This window comes from Coleofasciculus sp. F4-SAH-05, assembly GCF_040222985.1.
Classification (GTDB): domain Bacteria; phylum Cyanobacteriota; class Cyanobacteriia; order Cyanobacteriales; family Coleofasciculaceae; genus Coleofasciculus; species Coleofasciculus chthonoplastes.
The window spans coordinates 1-23,206 of sequence record NZ_JAVKBY010000239.1 but is presented as its reverse complement, the minus strand read 5'-3'; the positions used below and the strand labels follow the sequence as shown (position 1 = coordinate 23,206).

General features: G+C 46.1%; 19 protein-coding genes. 12 read left to right on the top strand and 7 right to left on the bottom strand.

Features of this window, described 5'->3' with window-relative positions; translation table 11 throughout:
* Positions 1 to 204 precede the first annotated feature (204 nt).
* Positions 205 to 2,208, bottom strand: coding sequence for an adenylate/guanylate cyclase domain-containing protein (locus tag RIG27_RS29305; protein WP_446350644.1), 2,004 nt, complete (start codon positions 2,206 to 2,208; stop codon positions 205 to 207).
* Between the two features lie 508 nt (positions 2,209 to 2,716).
* Here RIG27_RS29305 and RIG27_RS29300 point away from each other — a divergent pair.
* The gene (locus RIG27_RS29300) at positions 2,717 to 3,919 is read left to right on the top strand and encodes an argininosuccinate synthase (RefSeq protein ID WP_446342194.1); all 1,203 of its coding nucleotides are present in this window, start codon (positions 2,717 to 2,719) and stop codon (positions 3,917 to 3,919) included.
* Here the strand turns inward: RIG27_RS29300 and RIG27_RS29295 are convergent.
* On the bottom strand, positions 3,916 to 4,071 hold the full coding sequence (locus RIG27_RS29295; protein WP_446350643.1) for a hypothetical protein: 156 nt from the start codon (positions 4,069 to 4,071) through the stop codon (positions 3,916 to 3,918). The genes RIG27_RS29300 and RIG27_RS29295 overlap by 4 nt on opposite strands.
* Before the next feature lie 20 nt (positions 4,072 to 4,091).
* Between RIG27_RS29295 and RIG27_RS29290 the strand changes: the two genes are divergently transcribed.
* The 4 genes from RIG27_RS29290 to RIG27_RS29275 all read left to right on the top strand — a co-directional run bounded on the left by RIG27_RS29290 (position 4,092) and on the right by RIG27_RS29275 (position 9,197).
* Positions 4,092 to 5,066, top strand: a complete 975-nt coding sequence (locus tag RIG27_RS29290; RefSeq protein WP_446350642.1) for a M48 family metallopeptidase — start codon at positions 4,092 to 4,094, stop codon at positions 5,064 to 5,066.
* Positions 5,067 to 5,444: 378 nt separating this feature from the next.
* Positions 5,445 to 6,779, top strand: a complete 1,335-nt coding sequence (locus tag RIG27_RS29285) for a hypothetical protein (RefSeq protein ID WP_446350641.1) — start codon at positions 5,445 to 5,447, stop codon at positions 6,777 to 6,779.
* A gap of 526 nt (positions 6,780 to 7,305) precedes the next feature.
* Positions 7,306 to 8,142, top strand: coding sequence for a hypothetical protein (locus RIG27_RS29280; RefSeq protein WP_446350640.1), 837 nt, complete (start codon positions 7,306 to 7,308; stop codon positions 8,140 to 8,142).
* Positions 8,143 to 8,291: 149 nt separating this feature from the next.
* Positions 8,292 to 9,197 (top strand): pentapeptide repeat-containing protein, encoded by a 906-nt coding sequence (locus tag RIG27_RS29275; RefSeq protein ID WP_446350639.1) that lies wholly within the window; start codon positions 8,292 to 8,294, stop codon positions 9,195 to 9,197.
* Between the two features lie 44 nt (positions 9,198 to 9,241).
* Here RIG27_RS29275 and RIG27_RS29270 read toward each other — a convergent pair whose 3' ends face one another.
* Entirely contained in the window at positions 9,242 to 9,367 is a 126-nt protein-coding gene (locus RIG27_RS29270) for a hypothetical protein (RefSeq protein WP_446350638.1), read from the bottom strand.
* Between RIG27_RS29270 and RIG27_RS29265 the strand changes: the two genes are divergently transcribed.
* On the top strand, positions 9,368 to 10,966 hold the full coding sequence (locus tag RIG27_RS29265) for an AAA family ATPase (RefSeq protein ID WP_446350637.1): 1,599 nt from the start codon (positions 9,368 to 9,370) through the stop codon (positions 10,964 to 10,966).
* A gap of 67 nt (positions 10,967 to 11,033) precedes the next feature.
* Here the strand turns inward: RIG27_RS29265 and RIG27_RS29260 are convergent, their stop codons facing one another.
* The gene (locus RIG27_RS29260; RefSeq protein ID WP_446342208.1) at positions 11,034 to 11,720 is read right to left on the bottom strand and encodes a Uma2 family endonuclease; all 687 of its coding nucleotides are present in this window, start codon (positions 11,718 to 11,720) and stop codon (positions 11,034 to 11,036) included.
* A 318-nt stretch (positions 11,721 to 12,038) separates the two neighbouring features.
* Here RIG27_RS29260 and RIG27_RS29255 point away from each other — a divergent pair, with 318 nt between their 5' ends.
* Both RIG27_RS29255 and RIG27_RS29250 read left to right on the top strand, forming a co-directional pair.
* Positions 12,039 to 12,242, top strand: a complete 204-nt coding sequence (locus RIG27_RS29255; protein ID WP_446350636.1) for a hypothetical protein — start codon at positions 12,039 to 12,041, stop codon at positions 12,240 to 12,242.
* Between the two features lie 4 nt (positions 12,243 to 12,246).
* Positions 12,247 to 12,663, top strand: a complete 417-nt coding sequence (locus tag RIG27_RS29250) for a hypothetical protein (protein ID WP_446350635.1) — start codon at positions 12,247 to 12,249, stop codon at positions 12,661 to 12,663.
* A gap of 84 nt (positions 12,664 to 12,747) precedes the next feature.
* Here the strand turns inward: RIG27_RS29250 and RIG27_RS29245 are convergent, their stop codons facing one another.
* The 3 genes from RIG27_RS29245 to RIG27_RS29235 all read right to left on the bottom strand — a co-directional run bounded on the left by RIG27_RS29245 (position 12,748) and on the right by RIG27_RS29235 (position 17,290).
* A complete protein-coding gene (locus RIG27_RS29245) occupies positions 12,748 to 14,889 on the bottom strand; it encodes a bifunctional metallophosphatase/5'-nucleotidase (RefSeq protein ID WP_446350634.1) in 2,142 nt (713 codons plus the stop codon).
* 76 nt (positions 14,890 to 14,965) lie between these two features.
* A complete protein-coding gene (locus RIG27_RS29240; RefSeq protein WP_446350633.1) occupies positions 14,966 to 15,394 on the bottom strand; it encodes a hypothetical protein in 429 nt (142 codons plus the stop codon).
* Between the two features lie 165 nt (positions 15,395 to 15,559).
* Positions 15,560 to 17,290 carry a mechanosensitive ion channel gene (locus RIG27_RS29235; protein ID WP_446350632.1) on the bottom strand — a complete coding sequence of 577 codons (1,731 nt, stop codon included), beginning with the start codon at positions 17,288 to 17,290 and terminating at the stop codon, positions 15,560 to 15,562.
* Positions 17,291 to 17,775: 485 nt separating this feature from the next.
* Between RIG27_RS29235 and RIG27_RS29230 the strand changes: the two genes are divergently transcribed.
* From RIG27_RS29230 to RIG27_RS29215, 4 genes are all read left to right on the top strand, one after another.
* Positions 17,776 to 18,234 (top strand): SRPBCC family protein, encoded by a 459-nt coding sequence (locus tag RIG27_RS29230; protein WP_446350631.1) that lies wholly within the window; start codon positions 17,776 to 17,778, stop codon positions 18,232 to 18,234.
* Positions 18,235 to 18,381: 147 nt separating this feature from the next.
* Entirely contained in the window at positions 18,382 to 19,779 is a 1,398-nt protein-coding gene (locus tag RIG27_RS29225; protein WP_446350630.1) for an RNA-guided endonuclease InsQ/TnpB family protein, read from the top strand.
* A gap of 61 nt (positions 19,780 to 19,840) precedes the next feature.
* Positions 19,841 to 21,625 carry an SLC13 family permease gene (locus RIG27_RS29220; protein WP_446350629.1) on the top strand — a complete coding sequence of 595 codons (1,785 nt, stop codon included), beginning with the start codon at positions 19,841 to 19,843 and terminating at the stop codon, positions 21,623 to 21,625.
* Between the two features lie 126 nt (positions 21,626 to 21,751).
* Positions 21,752 to 22,801, top strand: a complete 1,050-nt coding sequence (locus RIG27_RS29215; protein ID WP_446350628.1) for a D-alanine--D-alanine ligase family protein — start codon at positions 21,752 to 21,754, stop codon at positions 22,799 to 22,801.
* The last annotated feature ends 405 nt before the right edge of the window (positions 22,802 to 23,206 follow it).

Below are 23,206 nucleotides of genomic sequence, written 5' to 3'. Positions count from 1 at the left end.
AGTTATTTGGTTGATCATTACAAGCTCTTAGGTTTAGTCAAAACTGAGCGCAAGCGGCATCGAGACAATGCCGCTCGCTCAAAAGAAATCTGGGCTTCTTCTGGTTAAGTTGACACCAATGGGCAATGCCGTGCCCCTACTCAAACGCCGTGCCTCTACTCAAACGCCGTGCCCCTCTTGCCGAAGTGAAGGGTCAAAACTATTTCAGGCTTTTCCTGTTAGCCAATAGGTAAGCATTTCTCCTTTTCCCTTCACCTCAATAATCCCGCGTTTTTCCAACACATATTTATCCTTTAACCGCTCGTAAGTTGCCTGAGTGACTTGAATTCCCCCAGAAATTCCTTGAGATTCCATCCGTGAGGCGACATTTACCGTATCCCCCCACAAATCGTAAATAAACTTTTTCATCCCGATAACTCCAGCAATCACCGGTCCAGTATTAATGCCAATCCGCAGTTGAAACGCTTCTCCGGTATCCATGCGAAATTGAGTAATCACCCGTTGCATCTCTAGTGCCATATCCGCGATCGCTTCAGTATGCTCGAATCTGGGTAAGGGTAAACCACAGGCAACCATATAGGCATCACCAATGGTTTTAATCTTCTCCAACCCATACTGCTCAGAGAGCAAATCGAACGTGGAGATAATGGTTCCGAGTAATTGAACCAATTCCGTCGGTGGCATTCGGCTTGATAGGGGTGTAAACCCGACAATATCCGCAAACAAAATCGTCACATCGTCGAATTGTTCAGCGATGAGGGTGTCCCCATGGTACTTGCCTAAGGTACTGTGATTTTGTTTCAACTGCTCGGCGATCGCCTCTGGCAAAATATTTAATAACAGGCGTTCCGACTTTTCTTGTTCCGCCCGCAAGTCTGCTTCCGCTTGGAGGCGCTGCTTCTCAATTTCAATACGTTGGGTGATATCTTCTAGTACCCCTAAAACGCCAACGACTTTACCTTGGGGATCATGGATGGGAATTTTACTCACATCCAGCCAAACCGTTTGTCCATCAACAGGGGGTTTTTGTTTGGTTTCGACAACATGAAATTCGGCTTGATTCCGGCTAATCACCCGCGCATCTTGCTGGCGGTAGAGTTCAGCAATGTCTCGACTGGGAAGTAAATCATAGTCCGTTTTCCCCACCACAGCTTCTGGATTGGCTAACCCGGCGGCTTTTGCCCAATTTTTATTGCAACCGAGAAAGACTAAGTTGGTATCTTTCCAAAAGACTTGTTGGGGGATATTATCGATAACTAATCGTAAATAGTCCTCTTTTTCTCTCAAGGCGGCTTCAGCTTGCTTGCGTTCTGTCACATCTGTGCCAATTGAGAGAACTTCAATTAATTCACCCTCCTCATTGAAAATTGGTTTATTTGCCCAGGTAACCCAAACCGTTTTCCCAGTCTTATGAATGGTTTCCACGGTTCTGATCCGATAGCGTTCTGGACGTTTGCGGATGGCTCGGATCAAAACAGATAGCATCCGTTGCGATCGCGGCGTATTCGGGACGAGAGTTCCGACTAGAGAACAATTTAGGAGTTGATCGTCATCGTAGCCAAAAAAGGTCTGACCATAACGATTAATGAATTTAATTTTTCCCTGAACATCCCACCGCAAAATAATGCAATTGGGGGTTTCAACTAAATCTCGATACTGGGCTTCACTGGCTCGCAAGGCTTCTAGGGTGTGTTTATGCTCGGTAATATCCCGCGCTACCCAGAGAACAGAGTCTTTTGAGATGGGTGAAATACTGGCTGCAAACCAAACCGTTCGATCAGCCAAGGTGAGACGATACTCAACCTGAACCGTCTGTTGGCTGTCTAAGGCTTGGCGAATATAATCAACAAACTGATCCGCCTGCGATCGCGCCAAGAGATCATACTCCGTTTTTCCCAGCATCGTTTCAACCGGTTGACCTAACAAGTCTGGATTGGCTGAGACAATTTTCAGATAAAGTCCTTGGCGATCTTTGACGAAAATCAGTTCCGTCATCGCCTCAAATAAGGCACGCAATTCTGAATCAGAGTTGAGGGAATTTGTCAAGGCTTTAGACCGTTGACATAAATGTAAGAGGGACTGACGTATGCCAATGGAGATTAACCCAGTGAGTAGGGCGACTAAGGCAAAAACCCCCAGCCAGACAACCAGGATATGAGGGGGATAGGAATAAATGGCTGACCAATTGGTCATGGTTGACGGTAACATCGGTTTACATCACCGACCAGGCAAGCCTTTGAATAGTTGCCCAGATGCTACCCCAAATAAGTCTGACACCGTTGCACTGGTTCGGTTCGATATGTCCTTCCTAGCAGACAAACGGCGCGATCGCACACACCCTACCGCAGGTATTTCCATAAGTCCTGAACTAACAGGACTTACGCAGCTACACCACATATCGCGCAGTGGTAAAGGTGCGTTACGCTACGCTCTCCCCACCCTACATATAGAGGCTTTGCGTAAGTCCTGCACTAAGTAAGCGGTTGGGTGTGGCTAGCTCATCCAATCAGTCTGTCTTAGAAGTGAATTCCATGATAGCGACAGACGGAGAATCCGGCGTTGATTTTGATCAACCATTACCATAGACGTTTTATGTTAAGCAGTCATCCTCCCTCGAACGAATAGACACGCCATGGTGCGTCTCATAATCTATCTTTGATTTGGAGACGGGATCTGTCACAATGATGTCCTGGTTGTTTCCCAGGGTGAGAAATTCATGGGTCGTGCTGAAAAAGTTGTACTAGCCTACTCAGGAGGAGTCGATACCTCCGTCTGTATCCCTTATCTCAAAGAAGAATGGGGGGTGAAGGAGGTGATCACCCTAGCCGCCGATTTAGGTCAAGGTGATGAACTCTCCCCGATCAAAGAAAAAGCCTTGAAATCGGGTGCCGCCGAGTCTCTGGTGGCGGACGCGACTGAAAGGTTTGTCACAGATTACGCCTTTCCAGCGATTCAGGCAAATACGCTGTATGAAAATCGCTATCCCTTGTCCACGGCGCTAGCGCGTCCGCTGATTGCTAAATTATTGGTCGAAGCTGCCCACAAGTATGGTGCAGATGCCGTGGCTCACGGTTGCACCGGTAAAGGGAATGACCAAGTACGGTTTGATGTCTCGATTACGGCGCTTGACCCAAGCTTGAAAGTGTTGGCACCGGCTAGGGAGTGGGGATTTAGCCGAGAAGATACGATCGCGTATGGGGAACGGTTTGGCATTCCCTCTCCGGTGAAAAAGTCCTCCCCCTATAGTATTGACCGGAATTTGCTGGGTCGCAGTATTGAGGCGGGGATTCTCGAAGATCCCATGGCTGAACCGCCGGAAGAAATCTATCTGATGACCAAAGCGATCGCGGATACTCCCAATGATCCAGAATACGTGGATATTGGCTTTGAGCGAGGAATTCCGATCTCGCTGAATGGTCAAGCCCTTGACCCCATAGCCCTGATTACTCAGCTTAACCAGGTTGCCGGCAATCATGGGGTGGGGCGGATTGATATGATTGAGAATCGGGTTGTCGGCATTAAATCCAGAGAGATTTATGAAGTCCCGGCTCTGTTAACCTTAATCCATGCCCATCGCGACTTAGAAAGCCTCACATTAACCTCTGATGTCAGCCAGTATAAGCGAGGGATTGAAGACACCTATAGCCAGCTTATTTACCAGGGGTTATGGTACTCTCCCCTAAAAGATGCTCTAGATGCGTTCATTCAGCAAACTCAGGAGCAAGTCTCTGGAAGTGTGCGGGTGAAATTCTTCAAAGGGAATGCCACCATTGTTGGACGAGCGTCTAGCAATTCCCTCTATACCCCAGAACTGGCAACCTATACCTCCGACGATCAGTTTGACCACAAAGCCGCTGAAGGCTTTATTTACATTTGGGGATTACCCACTCGCGTTTGGTCAGCCAAAACTAGAGGTTAAACCCAGTAGGGTGGGCATTGCCCACCAGCCTTAATTCGGTTCCGCCAGAGAGACGTTGGGAGTTCCGCCGGAGAGACGTTGGGAGTTCCACCGGAGAGACGTTCCGGTGGAACGTCTCTACAAATCGCTAGGATATAAAGACCTACTTTCACCTTTCAGCCTCAACTTCCCTATGCCCACCTATCCTGGAATTTCTAGCGACGCCTTCCGACACCCCCTTGACCAACAAGCCGAGGATGCCCTCAGGAGTGTTCCTGGATTTAACCTGGTTGCCCGCAAATTCGTCGAATTTATCTACGAACGTCCCCAATTTGTCTATCTGATGGGCAACAGTATCCAAGTAGGACCGCGCCAATATTCCACCATTTACAGCTTATTCCGCGAATGTGTGCGGGATTTAGATATCCATCCTGAACCTACCCTATTTGTCAGTCAAAACCCGCAAGTGAATAGTTATGCCTTGGGACAGGATCATCCCTATATCGTGTTGAACACAGGATTATTAGACTTACTCACTGAAGTCGAAATTCGCACCGTTTTAGCACATGAACTGGGACATATCAAATGCGGTCACACGATTTTAATTCAGATGGGAATCTGGGCGATGAGTGCGGCGGCATTTCTGGGAGATTTAACCTTTGGTATCGGCAATATTGTCACCAGTGGTTTACTCTTTGCCTTTTATGAATGGCGGAGGAAAGCGGAGTTATCGTCAGATCGGGCGGCTTTATTGGTCATCGATGATATCAATATCGTCATGAAAACAATGATGAAACTATCAGGGGGTTCTCATGCGTATGGTCATGAGTGCAGCCTTGATGAATTTATCCGCCAATCGGACCGATTTCAAGATCTTGACCAAGATAGTCTTAATCAAGTTTATAAGTTTTTATTATACAACGGTGGGAATGGTTCGTTTCTCACCCATCCTTTTCCGGTTGAACGCTTGCGCTATCTGCGAGATTGGGTCAAATCAGAAGACTATCGTCAAATTCGTCAGGGCAATTATCGACGAGTAACCGACGAAGGTTCTGTCAATGTGCCATCCCAAGCGGCTCAAAACCAGGAAGCCCAACGATTAAAGCGTCAACTCGACGAATTGCAACAGGAAATTAACCGGATTAAATCTGAGTCGGATCAGTCTTAAAGGTTTGTATGTAGTAAGCGCTTTAGCGCTATAAACGTTCGCATCGCTGACTTAAGCATTATTCTCCCCCTGCTAAGAGACGTTGCATGCAACGTCTCTACATGCTTCCCCCGCTTCCCCTGCTCCCCTTAGCCGAACAGTATTGAGGACATTCTTTACTGTTCCCTGTTCCCCGTTCCCTGTTCCCTCGCCTCACCCGAACCCATATTCAGCAAGCCCTATATATTTTCGCGAAAATATATATGATGAATTTATGTCAATATCAATTGTGAGATCGTCAAGCTGAACACGTCGATGAGCGGTAGCCTTGACGCAGGGTGTCATCAACTTGCTACTATTAGACCTTCAGCAAGGGCGTAAGCGTCCTCTTGGATTTCCATGATCAGGGAAGTTATCTTAGACACTCATCATACTGAGTCTCGGACTCAACCTAACCAGCTAGGATTCCCTCTTCAGCCGGCACAGGATGTTATCTATCAATTTTTGCTAGATACGGTTAAACAGCAACCGCCAGAAACCGTTTTGCAAGAATTTAAATTGTTATTTATTGACTATAATGCTTCAGAAGGTAATCCGGAAGCGATTCAAGCTTTATCAGAAATACTTTTGGCTAACGATGAAAAAGAATTTACCAATACCCTTAAACGTTCCTGTTATATTATTATTAACAATTGGTACATCTCAAGGAATTTCACGGCTAGCCAACACTTAGTCTCCCTATTTTCTGATGTAAAACTGACGCAAAAAACATTATCGCCAATATTAAACCGTCAAAGAGCATGGCTGTTAAATTTCATTAACAGTCAAGACTATCACGAACTTAAACTATTTATTACTCAACAAGTAACTTCAGATCCAGGTCATTGGAGTAACCGTTATATCTCTTATCTACTTGTTCCCCAGTATACAAATCTGAACAACCCCGTCGAGCAACGTGAAGCTGCGAAAATCTTGTCAAAAAAACTCAAAGATCAGTTCAAGTTTGATTTGGCAATGTATACGGCGCACTCTAAATCCGCAATTTGTCGGGAACCTATTTACAATAATCCTACAGGTTTAGGGGATAAAGTTGTTGATCTAATTAAAAAAATTGTCGTTAAAAATGGAATGTTTAACTATAAAAATATTGCTAATATATTTTTAGAGCAAACTAAAGATTTAAATTATAAAAAATTCAAGAAAAGCTTACAAAACTATCTTATATTTTCGGTGAAGAAGAAAGAGCTAGTTAAATGCTTAAATCAAACCTTAACTGAGAAATTAAATGATCTCTACGAAGATTACCACGATACAACCATAGAGGCGGCATTACTCCTGAGAACCTGTAACCGCTTAATTGAATATTTAACCACTGAAAATCAGGATGAGCCGTCACCCCTATTTATTCTGCTCATGTCTCAAGGTCATCACTTAACCTTAGCGATGCTCTTGCTGAAAATTATTATGATTTGTCCGAACTCGCGTAATCATCTAGAAACTTGCATTGCTAAATTAATTCAATATTACACCAATTATGCGGAAGAGGACTGTCGTTGGGTGATTACATTTTTTGAAGTGTTTAAAATTACTTTTGCAATTCATACGGAAAATGTTCAATATAATCTGATCAAAATGGATAATGCGGCAAGTTCAGAATTTAAGCTAGATGCTTACCGCGTGTTTTCTCAGCTTCGGGACTATGTAAATTTGGAAGAGAAACCCGAAAATCAGTAGATTGAGACGTTTTCGGTTTATCCCAAGTTGCAGTCTAAGGTAGAATTTGTCATGCTGAGCGGAACCCTTCACGACGTTCGAGGGCAGGCTCCGTGCAACGGAGTGTAGCGAAGCATCTGTCCTCGCGTATCTCGTTCCTCGCTTCACGCTTCGCTGAGAATGATATGATAGAACGCAACTCGGTATTAGATGGGGTGCTCCGGGTGCTCCGGATACAGGGGTGCAGAGGAGAAGATAAGCTCCTCAAGACTGCAAATGATTTTTCTCTGTCTTCAGTTAGAGACGAGCCGCTTCCAGGATAAAGTAGAATGTCACCTTGGCTAGAGATAGCGATCACCTGGATAGTGATAAGCTAGGCAATCGTGAGGTGCATATCGCACATATCCCTAAATCCTGATGTCAGCCGTAGGTTAAACGTATCAAACAACTCGGTAGAGCAACCCGAATTAGCTCGATTAAGTTGAGAACGGTGACTGCTTTAGACTTAGGATAATTCACTGACAATAAAACTAAGGAGATTTTTTTTATGAGCAGAATGATAGATTGGCTAAAAAATAAACTGTTTACTCAATTATTAACCGTGGCTTTAGCAAGTATCTTTGTATTCATCAGTACAGGATGCAATAGTGGAGTATCCGCGAAGACGGCTGACGATGTGACCAAAAATGTTACTGAAGTTCTCACGCCTATAGGTGAGGTGAAAGACTATCAGGGGGTTGATTCTCCCAAAACGTCTCCCCAGGAAAAAGACAATCCTGATAAATTAATTAAAAACGCTGAGAAAAACCTGGATAAGAGGGCGGATACTCCTGAAAAGTTTATCGAGAATTATCAAGAAGGAGCGCCGCTGAATAAACGAGTTGAGCGACTCGGCGAAGATGTGAAAGAGTCAGCTACTGATTTTACAGAGGGTGTGACTGAGGGAACTCAGAGAGGTGTTGAAAACCTCAAAGAGAATACAACGAATGCGGCTGAAGATGTAGCTAAGTCTGCCAAGGGTTCGGCAAAAGAGGCAAAGGAAAAGACTGAAGATGTTGCTGAAGATGTAGCTAAGTCTACCAAGGGTTTGGCAAAAGAGGCAAAGGAAAAGACTGAAGATGTTGCTGAAGATGTAGCTAAGTCTGCCAAGGGTTCGGCAAAAGAGGCAAAGGAAAAGACTGAAGATGTTGCTGAAGATGTAGCTAAGTCTACCAAACGTTCAGCCGAAGATACGAAAGAAAAGGTACAAGAAACGGGTGAAACTATCGTCAAAAAGACGAAACGCGCCGCAGAAGATACAGCCGATGTCGTGCAAGATAAAGCAAGTCAAGCCAGTAAATCAGCGCAGCGAGCATTAGAAGATACGGCGGATGCGATTGACTAGAGTCAGGCGGATTGACAAGTCTTCTATTAGTGTGAATAGTTAGGGTTGATTGTTAATCGCAATAAACATTGAACACCACAAAAAGGGTACGGTATTATCGTACCCTTATTTTGTTGTCTATACTAGCGCGATCGCACCAACCTAAGTCTATGACAGTTTATCCTAATCACCCTCAAGCCACTGATGTGGTTTTGGGCGGTTCAATCTCCAGAGGAGACGCCGTATTAGGCGGAATTGAAGCCGTAAAACAGCAGTTGAGTCAGAACCCCTCATCCTCTCCCCTATCCCTGAATGCCAAAATTGCCGCCCTCCATAACGCCCTGAATTATCGGCAAAAGGGTATAGCGATACTTATTCAAGCCTTAGATGATGAAGTGTGGGAGATTCACCAAACTGCTTATTCTCTTTTGGAAAAACACGCCGCCACTCAAGCCGAATCAGCCTTAACTCATTACAGTATCCGATTAGCCAAGGAACTCCTCAACCGTTACGAAGCCGGAAATCGGGCGTTCTCAAGAGCAAATTTAAGCGGGATTTGTTTGCAGTGGGAAATCTTAAGCGAAATTGATTTAAGTGATGCTAATCTCAGTGGAGCCTATCTCAATCGAGTAGATTTGACAGGAGCAATCCTTAAAGGCGCGAACTTCAACCAAACTATTCTAAACGGTGTAGAACTCAGTCAGGCAAATCTCAGCCATGCTAACCTAACTGGTGTTTCCCTAAAGGAGACAAACCTCAGTCAAGCTGAACTCACAGAGGCGAATCTCAGAGGAGCAGATTTCAGTAATGCTAACCTGCAAGAGGCGAATCTGACTCAAGGGATTATCAGTTGGGCAAACCTGAGTAACGCCAATTTAAGCCAAGCTAATTTTACCGAAGCCAATCTGGTTGGCGCAAATCTAATGGGAGCAGACTTGAGTGACGCCAACTTGAGAGGCGCTAAACTAAAAGGAGTAAAGCTAACCGATGCTAATCTAGACAATGCCGATTATGATGAGCATACCGATTTTCCAGTTGGATTTAGTGATTACGATAAATTAAGAGAAATTGGGTAGGGGCTGGTTTCGTTACTATCGTTTCTTCCCTCACCCAGATGCGACTAAACCCGCCCCGATAAAGTGTTGCCAATGACGAATGACAAATGACGAATGACAAATGACGAATGACGAATGACAAATGACAAATGACAAATGACAAATGACAAATGACGAATGACAAATGACAAATGACTAATACCTTTAACCCCCATCAAACCCTAATCGAACAATTAGATTTAATGATCCGGGCGCGTTATCCGTTGCTATATATTGTAGCGGTTGAAGAAGAACCCGTGGAAGAAGTATTACTTTCAGTGGCTGGGCAATCCCAACCCGAACGCCAAGTTTTACTTTGGGATATTGTGCGGGGATGGGATGATAATGGGGCGGATAAGGGTTCAGTTATGGGGGCGCTGCATCGGATTCGCAAGACTGATCCTCAGGCAAATACCCTGTTTGTCCTCCGGGATCTACATTTTATCTTAAAAAATCCGCAGAGCGATCGCAATGCGCCCGTGATCCGAGAATTGAAGAATCTAACCAAGGAACTTAAGCGTTCTCGCCAAACCTTAATCCTCACCAGTCATACTTTAGAAGTGCCAGCAGAATTGAGTGAGGAAGTTACAGTTATTGATTTTCCCTTGCCTAATTCCCAGGAAATTGATTACCTAATTAATATTCTGGTCAAACCGGAAAACTTAAATGTAACTGGATTAGCCAGGGAACAGTTAGTTAAAGCCTGTCAAGGATTAAGTCGTGCCAGAATTGCCCGGGTATTGGCAAAGGCATTAGCCGCTAAACAACAGGTAAATGAAACAGATATTGATGGCGTATTAGGGGAGAAAAAACAAGCGATTCGCCAAACGGGAATTTTAGACTTTTTTACGGTTCAGGAATCGTTAAAAAATGTTGGCGGATTGGAGAATCTCAAGCAATGGGTACGAATGCGTCAAGATGCCTTTACCGAAGAGGCGCGACGCTATGGAATTCCCAATCCCAAGGGGATTTTACTGGTGGGAATACAGGGAACGGGGAAATCTCTATCCGCAAAAACCATTGCCCATGAATGGCGTTTGCCCTTATTGCGATTGGATACGGGACGATTATTTGGTGGAATTGTCGGGGAAAGTGAAAGTCGGGTGCGCCAGATGATTCAAATTAGTGAAGCGATCGCGCCTTGTGTATTATGGATTGATGAGATTGATAAGGCGTTTGGTAATATTGGTGCTGGCGTTGATGGGGATTCGGGAACATCGAGGCGGGTATTTGGTACGCTGATTACCTGGATGCAGGAAAAGACGAGTCCTGTGTTTATTGTGGCGACGGCGAATAATGTACAGATTTTGCCGGCGGAGTTATTGCGGAAAGGGCGATTTGATGAAATCTTCTTTTTGAATTTACCTACGGAAGCTGAAAGGAAGGATATTTTTAAGGTTCATTTACAACCCTTACGCCCTTCTCGTTTACGGGATTTTGATTTAGCCAGATTAGCACGACAGGCGAAGAATTTTAGCGGTGCGGAGATTGAACAAGTGATTATTGATGCCATGCATCGGGCTTATGGTACGGTGGTGGATGGACAACGGCGGGATTTTACCACAGAGGATATAGTGCGGGCGATAGAAGAAACAGTACCACTTGCCGCGATCGCACGGGATCAAATTGAAGCGTTGAAACACTGGGCAGCCCAGGCGGGGGCGAGAACGGCGTCGAATGATAGTCAGTTGGTAGAGGAGTTAAAGCAATTTAGCACACAAAAGGGGATTGGACCTTTGGAAGTGGATTAATGATCGGTGACCAAAGCGTTTAACAAACCCAATAGTTCATCCGTTAGCTTTTATTGTGTCCACCTACTTATTCGTTCGCTAATTTCTGGACAAATGCCGTGTGTTCTGGTGATTGCCAACCTGCTTGTAAAACCGTTAATACGGGTGGCATATTCCCCGCTAATAACTCGGCAACAGCTAACCACAACCCAGGAAAAACTTGACTTCGCATAATTCCATCGGTATCAGCCGATAATTCCAGATACTCGCCCTCTTTCAGATAGAACCAACTCAATTTGCGATCAAGAACTTGCCAGACGATATATTCTTTGACTCCATTGCGGCGATATGCCTGTTTTTTAGCATGAAGGTCAATGGCAACGCTACTGGCAGCAATTTCGACAATTAACTCTGGCGCTCCTTCGATATAATCATCATCACTTAACTGTGTTTGACCCCCTGATTCTGGGTTGATCAAGAGAACGACATCGGGTTGAGGTTCGTTATCGAGATCTAAACGAACGGTTGGGTTGTCTCCCATGGAAATATTAGGAGTCATGGCTGCATAAGTTCCGAGCCAAGTGATAATTTGACCATGAGGTTCACCGTGGCTCTTAAATCGTAAGGCAGCAGCCATGTAGACAATTCCTTCAATCAATTCGGCTTTTTTCAGGTGAGGCATGGCATTGTAGCGACGCTCGAATTCATAGCGGGTGAGCTTGTCGCCATTTGCCAGAGGGGGAATGGTCAAATGCGGTAAGGGTGTTTTTACCATGATGATTAGACTTGGGATGATCCTGAGTGTGATCCTAGCACTAGATTTTTCGAGAAATGTCCGCCCAAAATGACGGGGATACATCTTCGGATTTTGGTCAATTTAGTCGGGTGCGAGATGGCAAACGAGTTGATATACCCAAAAATCTAAGGTGATTCGATTTAGCATTTATATAAGTTATAAATTTGGATCAAATGCAATATAAAATAACATTTTTAAATTAATAACGATAGCTTTTACAACATTGCAATTATGGGCAATCGTCCGGACATGATATAATCCACCGGACATGATAGAACAACCAAAGGAGACTCAAAGATGACCACGCAAAAGGACACATACCTACAAGATCCAGATGAACAGATGGACAGCTTGGGGCGAATCAGTTCTGAGCCGATACAAGCCAAAAGTCTAGAGCAGGCTGAGGCAGAATGTGAGGAGTTGGCTAAGGAGTACGGGGTAACCCTTGAGAGTACAACCAAACGCGATCGCGCTTGGTACGACTGCAATTTTAGGGGGTAAATTGATGAATCATAACGACTTTTCCGACAGCGCCCACACCCTGGGGACTGTTTGGAGCCGAACCCACGGCTGGCATAAGCCCCCATTCCCAGATGTCCCAGCAAAATTCGTCGCCTTGGCTGTCAGCTCCTACATCCGAAACTTGTCTGACTGGGAGATTGAGGACAAATTGAAAGAACTTGGCTTTAACCCCTCCTACCGTTGGCTGGGAGCGAATAATCCCAAAGACAAGTCACAGCCGACTCAACTCCTATTCTTCCTGAGAAAGTACAACCGGGATGATCCTGAATGCGATGAAGCGATTAAGACTCTCATTGATGGCGGGATTCCCCCACGGGCGATCATGATCATTACTCACAAACTCTATTGTGCGGCGGTGGGTAGCCAGTGCGATCGCGCTGATAATCGCAGAGATGATTAGCGCCCTATTGTTTTGGGTTTGGCGATCGCCCCAGGGAAGGCAGCGATCGCAGTTCATGCCGATTCATGCTGTTGATCGGATGGCTTATTCGGGAATGACTGTATCTTCCCGGAATGCCAGGTTTTGAATCCGCTGATCCAATTCTGGAGCCGTATCAACCTGATTGAAGGCTTGCTCTGCCGTGGGGAAAACTTGGTGCAGGTATTCGGCTAAAGCATCCTGCTCCGAACCAAAGGGGGCAAAATTGGCAATACCCTGGAACGGTTGTGCGATCGCACCATCTCGTACCCCGTTTTTGTTAAGATCTTCTTCAGGGTCGAAAACCCCGTCTTGATTACTATCGGACTCACCCGACAAATCAACGCGATCAAATAAAGCGGGATTGGCACTCAGGAAGCTGGGGAAGGGATAGTCATCGCCCCCATCAGCCAGGTAGCTGAGGGTGACTCCACGGAAGGTGCGATTCGGATCACCCACTAATTCACCATTCTCAACCACGATATCGATAACTTGATCTTGATCATCTACGACAACTAAAGAGACAACCCGATCATTGACGGGACGAGTGGCATCAAAGCTAAACTTGATCCCACCAACTTGGGGAAACTGACCCGGTGTGGCACCATGCACCGTTCCGGCTACGCCATGCTCGATTGTCTGCAATAGTTGATCGGCGGTGATGGTAAACAGGGTGAGGGAGTTGTTGAACCGGAGAGAGTTGGTAATATCAAGTTGGGAAACTTCCCCTTCTTCCTTACCCACCGCCGAATTAGCCGCTGGGGGTAATAGTTCAAAGTCATTGGGATCGATGCCACCATTAGCGGCACTAATCACCCCGATGTTGGAGCGAATCGCGCCCCCATTCTTGAAGGAGATCACCGTTGTCGGATCTACGGTTTTGACATAAGCTAAGTTGGCATCAACCGTGAGGTTGCCTAGGTTGGTTTCTTCGGTGCGGACAAAAGCGCGATCGCCTCGCAGAAAAACATTCGTATTACCAAAGATATTGCCATCCTGAGTGGCGATTACTTGGTTCAGGGCATCGGTGATTTGGACAATCTCTGGATCAGGTGTGCCACCCACCGCTGCAACCCCCTGATCGTCGGTAGCGTAGGCGCCACTAATATTGGGGTCAATACTGCTGGGAATCAGAATACCCTTGGCATCAAAGTCTACCACCAGACGCCCGACATACTTAGAGTTAGCCTCGGTGTTAACAATCGCGATTGGCTCTTCCTGACTATTAGTTTTGAGAATCGGATAGGTACCGCCACTGGTATCGCCGGCTCGGAGGCGATCGGTTGTATCAGATAGTAAAGTATGGGAACCTCCGGCGATGATAATATCCACATCTCGCAAACGAGGCGCCAACTCATCCCGCTCAATGTTCAATTGTTGCATGTGAGCCAGAAGAATCACCTTGTTGATTCCTGTTGCCGTGAGTTCATCCACCGCTGTTTGGATCTGACGCGCCAGGGCATCGTAATCGGTGGGATTATTGGGAAACACTGTGACACCATCAGAACCGGATAAGGAGGGCAGTAGGGGTGTGGTTGCGCCGACAATACCAATTGGCTCACCGTTGACAGTGATGATAGCAGTGCCGGCAACTTGTCCTGGGGGAATGGTGCTGGCTTCTTGACCATTAGCGGTTACTCGATCTGATAAGTTTGGTTCAGTGCTAAAGTCCAAGTTGGCGCTGAGATAGGGGAACAGAGTCCCACGGTAGTCTCCTGACGGTTTGATCATATCCCGCACTTCCTTGCTGCCCAGATCAAAATCGTGGTTGCCAAAGGTAGAAGCTTGGATACCAAGCTGATTGAGGATTTCGATGTCAGCATGACCAATGCCAGCCTTTCCCACAGGGGTATTATTTAGACTCGGATCACTGCCGGCAAAGAGGAAGGGACTAGGAATGTAGTTGTCCCCAGAGGAGAGGATCAGGGTATTGGGATAGTCATCTTTGAGAGCATCGAGAACAGCAGAGAAACGCGGCAAATCCGCCAAGGCTTGCAATCCCGATTCAATGTCTGAGGCATGGAGCAGTTGCAGGGTAAAGGGTGCTGGCTCTAAACCAACCCTTGCTGGTTTATTCGCCTTGCCCTTAAACATGGGAATGGAGATAGGTAGAGCGTTTGCCATCAAAGGGGGGAAGACTGTGCCAAGACAGAACGTGATGGCAAGAATCAAAACCGTAAGTAATTTCCAAATTGATCGCCAAATCATGGGTAAAACCTCGCTTTGTAATGATTTAATTTACGTGTAAATCGGTCTTCTTTTAGATAGGACTTACGCAGAGCATCTATCTGTAGGGTGCGTTACGCTGGGCTAACGCACCATTGCAATGGAAGACTTTACAGTTGTAGAGGGTGCGCCCCAGTATTTTACCGTAGCCTTGGCGTGTAGGACGAATCGCCGCATGACTGAGATAAACCCCAGCAGCAGCGGCACCCGGTTTCGAGCCTTCAATCCCATAAGTCCCCAGGATTAACTCCTCTTCAGTGCTGGCGCCGTCAGAGTTGATGTAGGGAGCTTCAAAGGCAATCAGACTCCGCATCGCCATGTTGCGATAACATAAGGCACCCGCCGGATAGGGTAGGTATCCGGTTTTGTGCGGATCGACGGTTATAGTATCGGTGTGCTTCAGGTGTTGATATTGTGCAATCACATAATCACTCAAAGGCAACGGCGGCAGAGGTGTATCCTCCGGATCATCTAAGTTATCCCACAACAGAGAAGCAAAGTAATTTATATATATTTCCGGAAAAATGTCTCAGGGTTATTTTTTCGGAAAACAAAATTTTAGAGACGTAGCATGCTACGTCTCTACAGGGTTTTGGCGATTTGCCCAAAAAGGGGGTAGTGTTCCCCGGATTTGGTATGATTCTCTTTGCCGTTATTGGGGTCCGGGGGGTCTGTCTCCTTTGAATGAAGATAACCACTCGCGAACTTGACCCGCCGCAATGTCGCGAGATCCGAGTCCAAACGCTAGCGCGATCGCGACAGCAATCGCACCTAAGAGTAAGCCAAAAGCTAAGTTCACAATATCGCCAGCGATACCCATTTGTTGCAGCGCCATCGCCACGGAAAAGGCAATAATCGCAATCCGAGCCGCTTGTGCCAGGATTTGGGATTGGCGCGATCGCGAACTGGTAATCAAGTTAAAGGCAAGATTCGCAAAGTACAAGCCAACAGCAAATACGATTAACCCCGCTAGAATCTGACCCGCGATCACAATAATCCCGGTGACAATCGTGGTTAAGGCTTCAAACTGCAAGACATTCGTCGCGGCAACCGTAGCAAACAAGAAGATGGCGATGAATGCAATAATACCCACCAGTTCTGACGGTGTACGAATGGAGGGAGTTGATTCCGGTTGAACCACTGTTTCAGATCCAGTTTCCGGCGTAGGTATCCCTTCGGCGGGGGGGGGAGTGGGGGCAGAACGACTGGGACGGGGTTCTGGTATGCCGATCCAGCGATAAACATTATTAAAGCCAATGCTGGCGAGAATATTGGTAACTAAATCCTTGACAAACTGACCGATTACATAAGCAATCATCAGAATCAACGCTGCCGTAAAGATTTTGGGCAGAGCATCAAGAATCTGATTTAACATCGCGATCGCAGGCTCTGAGATCGCCTCAATCTGTAAGGCATTCAGTGCGGCGATGCCGACGGGGATCAAAATTAAGACATAAACCGTCGTGCCAATAATCCAGGACAGTGACTTACCCCCTGGCGCACTTTGCAGTCCAAATCGTGCTCCTAGTTGATCCGTTCCGGCGGCTGACAACAGATTCGTGACGATGCGCCGCACAACCTGAGCCACTAGCCAACCTGCTGCCGCAATCACAAGGGCTGCCAAAATATCTGGCAAAATTGCCAAAATTTCATTCAGCAACTCTTGCACCGGGCGCAGGGTTCCTTCCAAGCCCAGAGTGCTGAGAATGGAGGGCAGAAATAACAGAAAAATGAACCAGTACAGAGCGTTCCCCATGGTTTCACTCAGGGAAAACTGGTTAGTTTGCCGTTGAGTCTCACCTGCTGCGGAAGGGGGTGTCTCACTGAATTGTTCACCCAAACGCTCATCCAAACCCAATGCCCGTAATCCTCGGGTTGTGAGCAGCTTGACCAAGCTTGCCAATAACCACGCCACCCCCAACAGAATTGCCGCTCCGAAAATCTTGGGCAAGAAGATCAGGATTTGGTCGAGGAAATTATTCAGCGGTAGAGAAACAACCTCAAGCTTCAACGTCTGCAGAACCGCTACCACCGTAAAGACGATGATAATCCAGTAAACGGCACTGGCTATCCATTTCTCAATCGGCGGCACTTCTGCCCCTTGTTGACCGCCAGCAAACCACTGGGCAATTTGATTGTCGATACGGGTGCGGTTGAGCAGTCCTTTGGTAATTGACTTAGCAATCAAGGCAACGATCCAACCGACAATCAGGATGAGGATTGCCGCAATTAGATTCGGCACAAAGTTGCTGAGATTTTGCACAATTCCCTGAAAACCAGCCTGAGTTTCTTGGATGGGTGCTGGTGTGTCTTGGGCTAAGAGGGGATGCACCCAAGGGGGCACACCTCCGATTGGGATAATTCCTTGCCAGGGTTGGTTCATAGTCTTCCTTATCTAATTACTCTCTAACAGTAAACGCAGTCACACACAATCTGTGACTTTCAGGCTACAACTCATCGAGTATTTATAGTCCTCTCAATCTATCGATATCTTTGTCTCCATGTTTTTGTGCTAATTCAAGATTTTTCGCCTCAGAGCGTCATTGCTAACGATGTTCGATTAATTACGGCGTTACCTCTATCTTTATGGGGAATTTGGTCACAAAAATCAAGCTTATGTTAGTTTTTTACCTCAAATCAGCTTTTTTTGGGGTTCATCAAGGTAAAGGATATCTCGTTTTGACAGTTCCCTGGTGATGTTCTCAACCATTTCCCTGCGGAGGAGTTTCCTGATCTCCGATTTGCCTGATCTTCTCCCCTTTTTGCACAATAGAGGAGATTCGATCCGGATTGAGTCGGACACAGCGACCTGGCGCTGTAGTAATACCAGTCAGATTACCAGCTATCGAGACGCTATTATCGCTTTAAATGCCCAATTTGCAAGTTTTTGAACAATCTATTCAGATTAAAGCCAGCGCCACCACCGTTGAACACTGCATTACCGATCTAACGCTGATGCACCGTTGGCTCAATCCAGCCCTGGGTTGCTATCCGGTGGGGGAGTGGAGTACAGAACTTGGCAGTCGCAGTCGCTTTGTGATTCAAATTCCGCTAGTCCAGCCTACCCTCAACAGTGTCGTTGTGAAACGCGAACCCGGTTTAATCGTTTGGCAATTCCAAGGATTCTTCCAAGGGCGCGATCGCTGGGAATGTCAACCCACGATTCGAGGTACGAGGCTGCTGAATCGTTTTGAGTTTGAAATTCCCAATCCTCTCGTCAGTTGGGGCTTTAATACCTTTGCCACAACCTGGACACAGCAGGATATGAAAGCCCAGCTACGCCGCCTGAAACGGGTGGCTGAACAGATGTATCAAGGGACGGATTAATAATTTTAGCAAGTATATTAGCTTGGATTGGCGAGAAGCCCCACGCTCTAATCTTTGATTAGAGCGTGGGATGAATCGCCAGTATTAGAAATTTATTTCTATCTAATTATTCGACTTGCAAGTGTTATAATTGAACTTAAGGAGGTGATGGAATTGAAGCGAAGTAAAGACACGTTTAAACTGAATTACCAGTATCGGATTGTACCGGATAAACGACAGGTTTGTCAATTAAACGAATGGTTGTATAAACTATGCCGGATACACAATCTAATGCTAGAGGAACGGTTTAACTGGTGGGAGTGTAACCGCAACTCAGTCAATGCTTGCCCGATTTTTATCACCTATCTACCAGAACTTAAAGATCAGCCAACCTATTACTCACAGAAACGGGCTACCCATTGGTCAAGGAAAACTTATAATTACCTATACGAGGGAGTTCATTCGCAGGTAATACAGGAGGCGATTAAGCGGGTAGAAGATACCTTTAATCGCTTTGTTAAAGGTGATTTAAATGGGAAGCGAAGCGGGAAGCCTCGGTTTAAGTCGGTGCGGCGATACCGGACAATTTCTATCCCTCAACTAAAAGCTGATTGCCTGAGTGTTACAGTCAACCCACATCGGCGCAAAAACGGCTGTACACGACGGGATATTGCCTATATCAACTTGCCCAAGGTAGGTCAGGTTAAGCTTATCTACCACCGCCCCATTCCGGTAGGGTTCACTATCAAAGCGGCGCTAGTTTCCCACAAAGCAGATGGTTGGTATGCAACCCTAACCCTGGAGGACAAGACAGTACCCAGCCTGAAGCTACCAGAGATAGAGGCAACAGAAGAGAACTCCATTGGATTGGACGTTGGCTTGGAAAAATTCTGGACAGCCTCAGACGGAGAGGTTGAGTCAATTCAACAGCATTACCGCAAGTCTGAGTCAAAGTTGGCAAAGTTGGCTAACCGCAAGGATAAAAAGCCTCACAAATCGGCTCAGGCAAGGAAGCTGGCAAAAAAAATATCCAAGCACCACCAGAAACTACAACGTAAGCGGAAACAATTCCATTATCAGTCGGCGACAAAACTGGTGAGCCGGGATGAACAGGTGTTTTTTGTCGAGGACATTAAACCGGGAAACTTATCCCGAAAAAACAAAGCAAAGCAGGATGAAAATGGGAGATATCTACCCAATGGTCAGAGTGCCAAATCAGGTTTAAACAAGTCAATCAATGACGCTGGTTGGGGTCAATTCCTTTCAATTCTCGCCTACAAAGCTGCAAAAGCTGGTAGAGACGCGCCATGGCGCGTCTGTACGGTGGTGAAGGTTAAACCCCATGATACAAGCCAGATATGCTCTTGTTGTAATCGCTTTGAGGAAAAAGATTTATCGATCCGAATCCATGAGTGTCTATGCGGATTGGTTTTGGATCGGGATTGGAATGCTGCGATTAACATTAAGAGAGTGGGGCTGGGCATGTTCCCCACTATAAAACGCCGGAAGCGTAGTCGTAAGGCTGCGACCAAGGAAGCCTACACCGTAATCTCTGATTCGGTGTAGGAGGATGTCACATTCAGTGCCAACCCGAACGCTACTTGCCACTTAATGCATCTCACACACTATGACAATTCTGTTCACCCTCGGTGTTATCCTACTGACTCTGATTTTATTCATCAGCGAATGGTTGCCCGTTGATATTACCGCACTCACAATTATGGTGCTGCTGATCGTGCTGGGATTAGTCACCCCAGAGGAAGGCATATCTGGGTTTAGTAGTTCCGCCACGATTACTGTGATGGCAATGTTTATCCTCAGTGCAGGAATTGCCCGCACGGGTGCGATTCAAATCGTTAGTGAACTCCTAGTGAAGTGGGGAGGTAAAACATCCTCGCAGCAGATTTTAGCCTTGGGGGTAATTGCGGGTCCGATTAGTGGTGTAATTAATAATACGGCTGTTCTGGCTGTCTTTCTGCCGATTGTGGAAGATTTATGTCGCCAACAGCGGATTTCTCCCTCCAAGCTTCTCATCCCTTTATCTTATGCCAGTATTTTAGGGGGAATGATTACTGTAATTGGTACTTCCACTAATATTTTGGCGAGTGGTTTATCTGAGAAATTGGGGTACGGTACATTCAGTTTATTTCAGTTCACCAAATTAGGACTAATCACCTTCACGATTGGCTTAACCTATCTTGTGTTAATTGCCCCCCGACTCTTACCCAATAAAAAAGTTGCGGGTAGTGATACTCAAGAGTATGGACTTCAAGACTATGTGAGTGAAATTGTGATTCCACCAGGCTCAAGCTTGGTTGGACAAACGTTACGTTCAACTCAAATTCAGCGTAAATTTGATATGGACGTACTGGAGATTATCCGTAACGAGACTCGTTTCGCCCAACCTCTGGCTGATAAAATATTGCAGGGTGGAGATATTTTAATTGTTCGGGGTAAACGGGAATGTTTACTGAATATTAAAGTGGAACGAGGGATCGATATTTTACCCGATGTCCAATTTGGCAATAAATCCATCGAAGAAGACTTAACATCTGGGGAAGATACGATCGCTGAAGTCTTAATCTTGTCAAACTCTGATCTAGCTGGATCTACTCTTAAAGACTTTCGATTTCGGCAACGCTATAACCTGACGGTATTAGCTATTCGTCGTGGACAAGAATTTGTCCGGGAACGGTTGGGTAAAGTTCCCTTACGGTTTGGGGATTTGCTCTTGGTACAAGGACCCAAGCAAAGTTTTGTCGGATTACAAAACAGTCGTGATTTGTTAGTCTTTGAGCAACGAGACATGGAGTCGTTACGGCGAGAAAAAGCTGGAATTGCTGTAGCAATTGGTGTGGGTGTTGTTCTAGTTGCGGCGTTTGACCTATTCCCAATTTTGGTTAGTGCCTTGGCGGGAGTGGTTTTAATGGTCGTCACGGGCTGTCTGAAACCTGGGGAAGTGTATAGTGCGGTTCGCTGGGATATTATCTTTCTCTTGGCTGGCTTAATTCCGTTGGGAATTGCCATGGAAAATTCGGGAACGACTAAATGGTTAGCCGATAATTTAGTTTCCCTAGGCAGTAATTTTTCGCCCTACTGGATGCTGACGTTTTTCTTTCTGATTACGGCGTTATTGACTGAGGTGTTATCCAATAACGCTTCGGTGGTTTTACTCTTACCCATTTCAGTGCAGGTAGCTGAGACGTTGGATCTCAATCCCTTTGCCTTTATGTTTGCTGTCACCTTCGCAGCGTCGAATAGTTTTATGACACCGATTGGGTATCAAACCAATACGATGGTCTACAGTGCAGGCGGTTACAGATTCCTAGACTTTTTCCGTGTCGGTGCTCCCCTGAGTCTTTTGATGACTGTTGTTATTCCCCCGTTAATTATTCTGCTTTATGGTTTATGACTATTTGTCATTTGTCATTTGTCATTTGTCATTTGTCAGAATACACAATTTAAATGCGTTTTAGCTGACTAAACTCGCCATAACCAAGTAGGATAAGTTTTTGACCCATCAACAATCGACAACAACATGACAAAAGCACGGATCGGGCTGCTATTTGGAGGACTCTCAGGAGAACACGAGGTTTCGATTTGTTCAGCACAAGCGATCGCAAAAGCGTTGAGTACGCCACCGAATACGGATAAGTACGACGTTTTACCGATTTACATTCAAAAAGATGGCATCTGGCAACCCCCAGACATCGCCCAGCAGGTTTTGGCATCGGGAACGCCTCTAGATACCCATGGAGACGGAAACCTCTGGCAATTTCCACCTCAGGTGGCTGACGTGGAGGTTTGGTTTCCCATCTTGCACGGACCCAATGGCGAAGATGGCACGATTCAAGGCTTGTTAACGTTAATGCAGGTTCCTTGTGTGGGTTCGGGTGTCTTAGGTTCAGCTATGGCAATGGATAAAATTGCCATGAAACAGATATTTGATCAAGTGGGACTCGCCCAAGTGAAGTATAAGGGATTGAGTCGCGCCCAAGTGTGGTCAAATCCCTGCGTCTTCCCGAAACTGTGTGATCAGATTGAGGAAACGTTGGGGTATCCCTGTTTTGTCAAACCTGCTAATTTGGGATCATCGGTGGGTATTGCCAAAGTGCGATCGCGAAGTGAATTGGAAACAGCGTTGGATAGTGCCGCCAGTTATGATCGCCGGATTATTGTAGAAGCGGGAGTCGTAGCGCGGGAAGTCGAATGTGCTGTCTTAGGGAATGATAATCCGAAAGCATCTGTGGTCGGTGAAATTAGTTATACCAGCGATTTCTACGACTATGAAACTAAATATACAGAAGGTCGTGCCACGTTATCGATTCCCGCACCATTACCTGATGGTGTGACTCGTCAGATTCAGGAGATGGCACTCAAGGCATTTGCGGCGGTAGATGCGGCTGGTTTGTCACGGGTGGATTTCTTTTATGTAGAGGCGACAGGAGAGGTTTTGATTAATGAAGTCAATACCTTACCCGGTTTCACCGCCACCAGTATGTATCCTCAACTTTGGGAAGCTAGTGGTGTACCGTTCCCTGAATTAGTTGATCAGTTGATTGAATTAGCCCAAGAACGGCAAACCTAAGTAGAGGCTGCTTTGTCATTTGTCATTTGTTATTTGTCATTTGTCATTTGTCATTGGTCATTTGGAAACTGTAGGGGCGACCCGCTTGCTCTAATTTTGAACAGACCCCAACTAGATTGCTTGCAATTAGTTGGGGATTCTCTCCTGCTGTTACCACGAAGAGCCGCTGTTCTCGGTGAATACCAGGAACTTCTGCCTTGGCACTCCTCCCTGCTATTTCTACTAGGGAGCTAAGACTAAAAAAGCCTTATGAACGCACTCTTGTTTTTACCCAGTCGATGCGTTATTGTAACAAATAATCTCTACTGGAACCCCTAATCTTAAGTTTTCTAGGTTCTGTAGGTCGTGCCGAACAAATAAATGCCGCCGTACCTGTCGGAATTCTACCAAAATTGTTAGTGTTTC

What these genes read in the sequence shown, in the direction of transcription:
- RIG27_RS29305 (WP_446350644.1), bottom strand. Translation starts at nt 2,208, where the DNA reads ATGTTACCGTCAACCATGACCAATTGGTCAGCCATTTATTCCTATCCC.
- RIG27_RS29300 (WP_446342194.1), top strand. Translation starts at nt 2,717, where the DNA reads ATGGGTCGTGCTGAAAAAGTTGTACTAGCCTACTCAGGAGGAGTCGAT.
- RIG27_RS29290 (WP_446350642.1), top strand. Translation starts at nt 4,092, where the DNA reads ATGCCCACCTATCCTGGAATTTCTAGCGACGCCTTCCGACACCCCCTT.
- RIG27_RS29285 (WP_446350641.1), top strand. Translation starts at nt 5,445, where the DNA reads ATGATCAGGGAAGTTATCTTAGACACTCATCATACTGAGTCTCGGACT.
- RIG27_RS29280 (WP_446350640.1), top strand. Translation starts at nt 7,306, where the DNA reads ATGAGCAGAATGATAGATTGGCTAAAAAATAAACTGTTTACTCAATTA.
- RIG27_RS29275 (WP_446350639.1), top strand. Translation starts at nt 8,292, where the DNA reads ATGACAGTTTATCCTAATCACCCTCAAGCCACTGATGTGGTTTTGGGC.
- RIG27_RS29265 (WP_446350637.1), top strand. Translation starts at nt 9,368, where the DNA reads ATGACTAATACCTTTAACCCCCATCAAACCCTAATCGAACAATTAGAT.
- RIG27_RS29260 (WP_446342208.1), bottom strand. Translation starts at nt 11,720, where the DNA reads ATGGTAAAAACACCCTTACCGCATTTGACCATTCCCCCTCTGGCAAAT.
- RIG27_RS29255 (WP_446350636.1), top strand. Translation starts at nt 12,039, where the DNA reads ATGACCACGCAAAAGGACACATACCTACAAGATCCAGATGAACAGATG.
- RIG27_RS29250 (WP_446350635.1), top strand. Translation starts at nt 12,247, where the DNA reads ATGAATCATAACGACTTTTCCGACAGCGCCCACACCCTGGGGACTGTT.
- RIG27_RS29245 (WP_446350634.1), bottom strand. Translation starts at nt 14,889, where the DNA reads ATGATTTGGCGATCAATTTGGAAATTACTTACGGTTTTGATTCTTGCC.
- RIG27_RS29235 (WP_446350632.1), bottom strand. Translation starts at nt 17,290, where the DNA reads ATGAACCAACCCTGGCAAGGAATTATCCCAATCGGAGGTGTGCCCCCT.
- RIG27_RS29230 (WP_446350631.1), top strand. Translation starts at nt 17,776, where the DNA reads ATGCCCAATTTGCAAGTTTTTGAACAATCTATTCAGATTAAAGCCAGC.
- RIG27_RS29225 (WP_446350630.1), top strand. Translation starts at nt 18,382, where the DNA reads ATGGAATTGAAGCGAAGTAAAGACACGTTTAAACTGAATTACCAGTAT.
- RIG27_RS29220 (WP_446350629.1), top strand. Translation starts at nt 19,841, where the DNA reads ATGACAATTCTGTTCACCCTCGGTGTTATCCTACTGACTCTGATTTTA.
- RIG27_RS29215 (WP_446350628.1), top strand. Translation starts at nt 21,752, where the DNA reads ATGACAAAAGCACGGATCGGGCTGCTATTTGGAGGACTCTCAGGAGAA.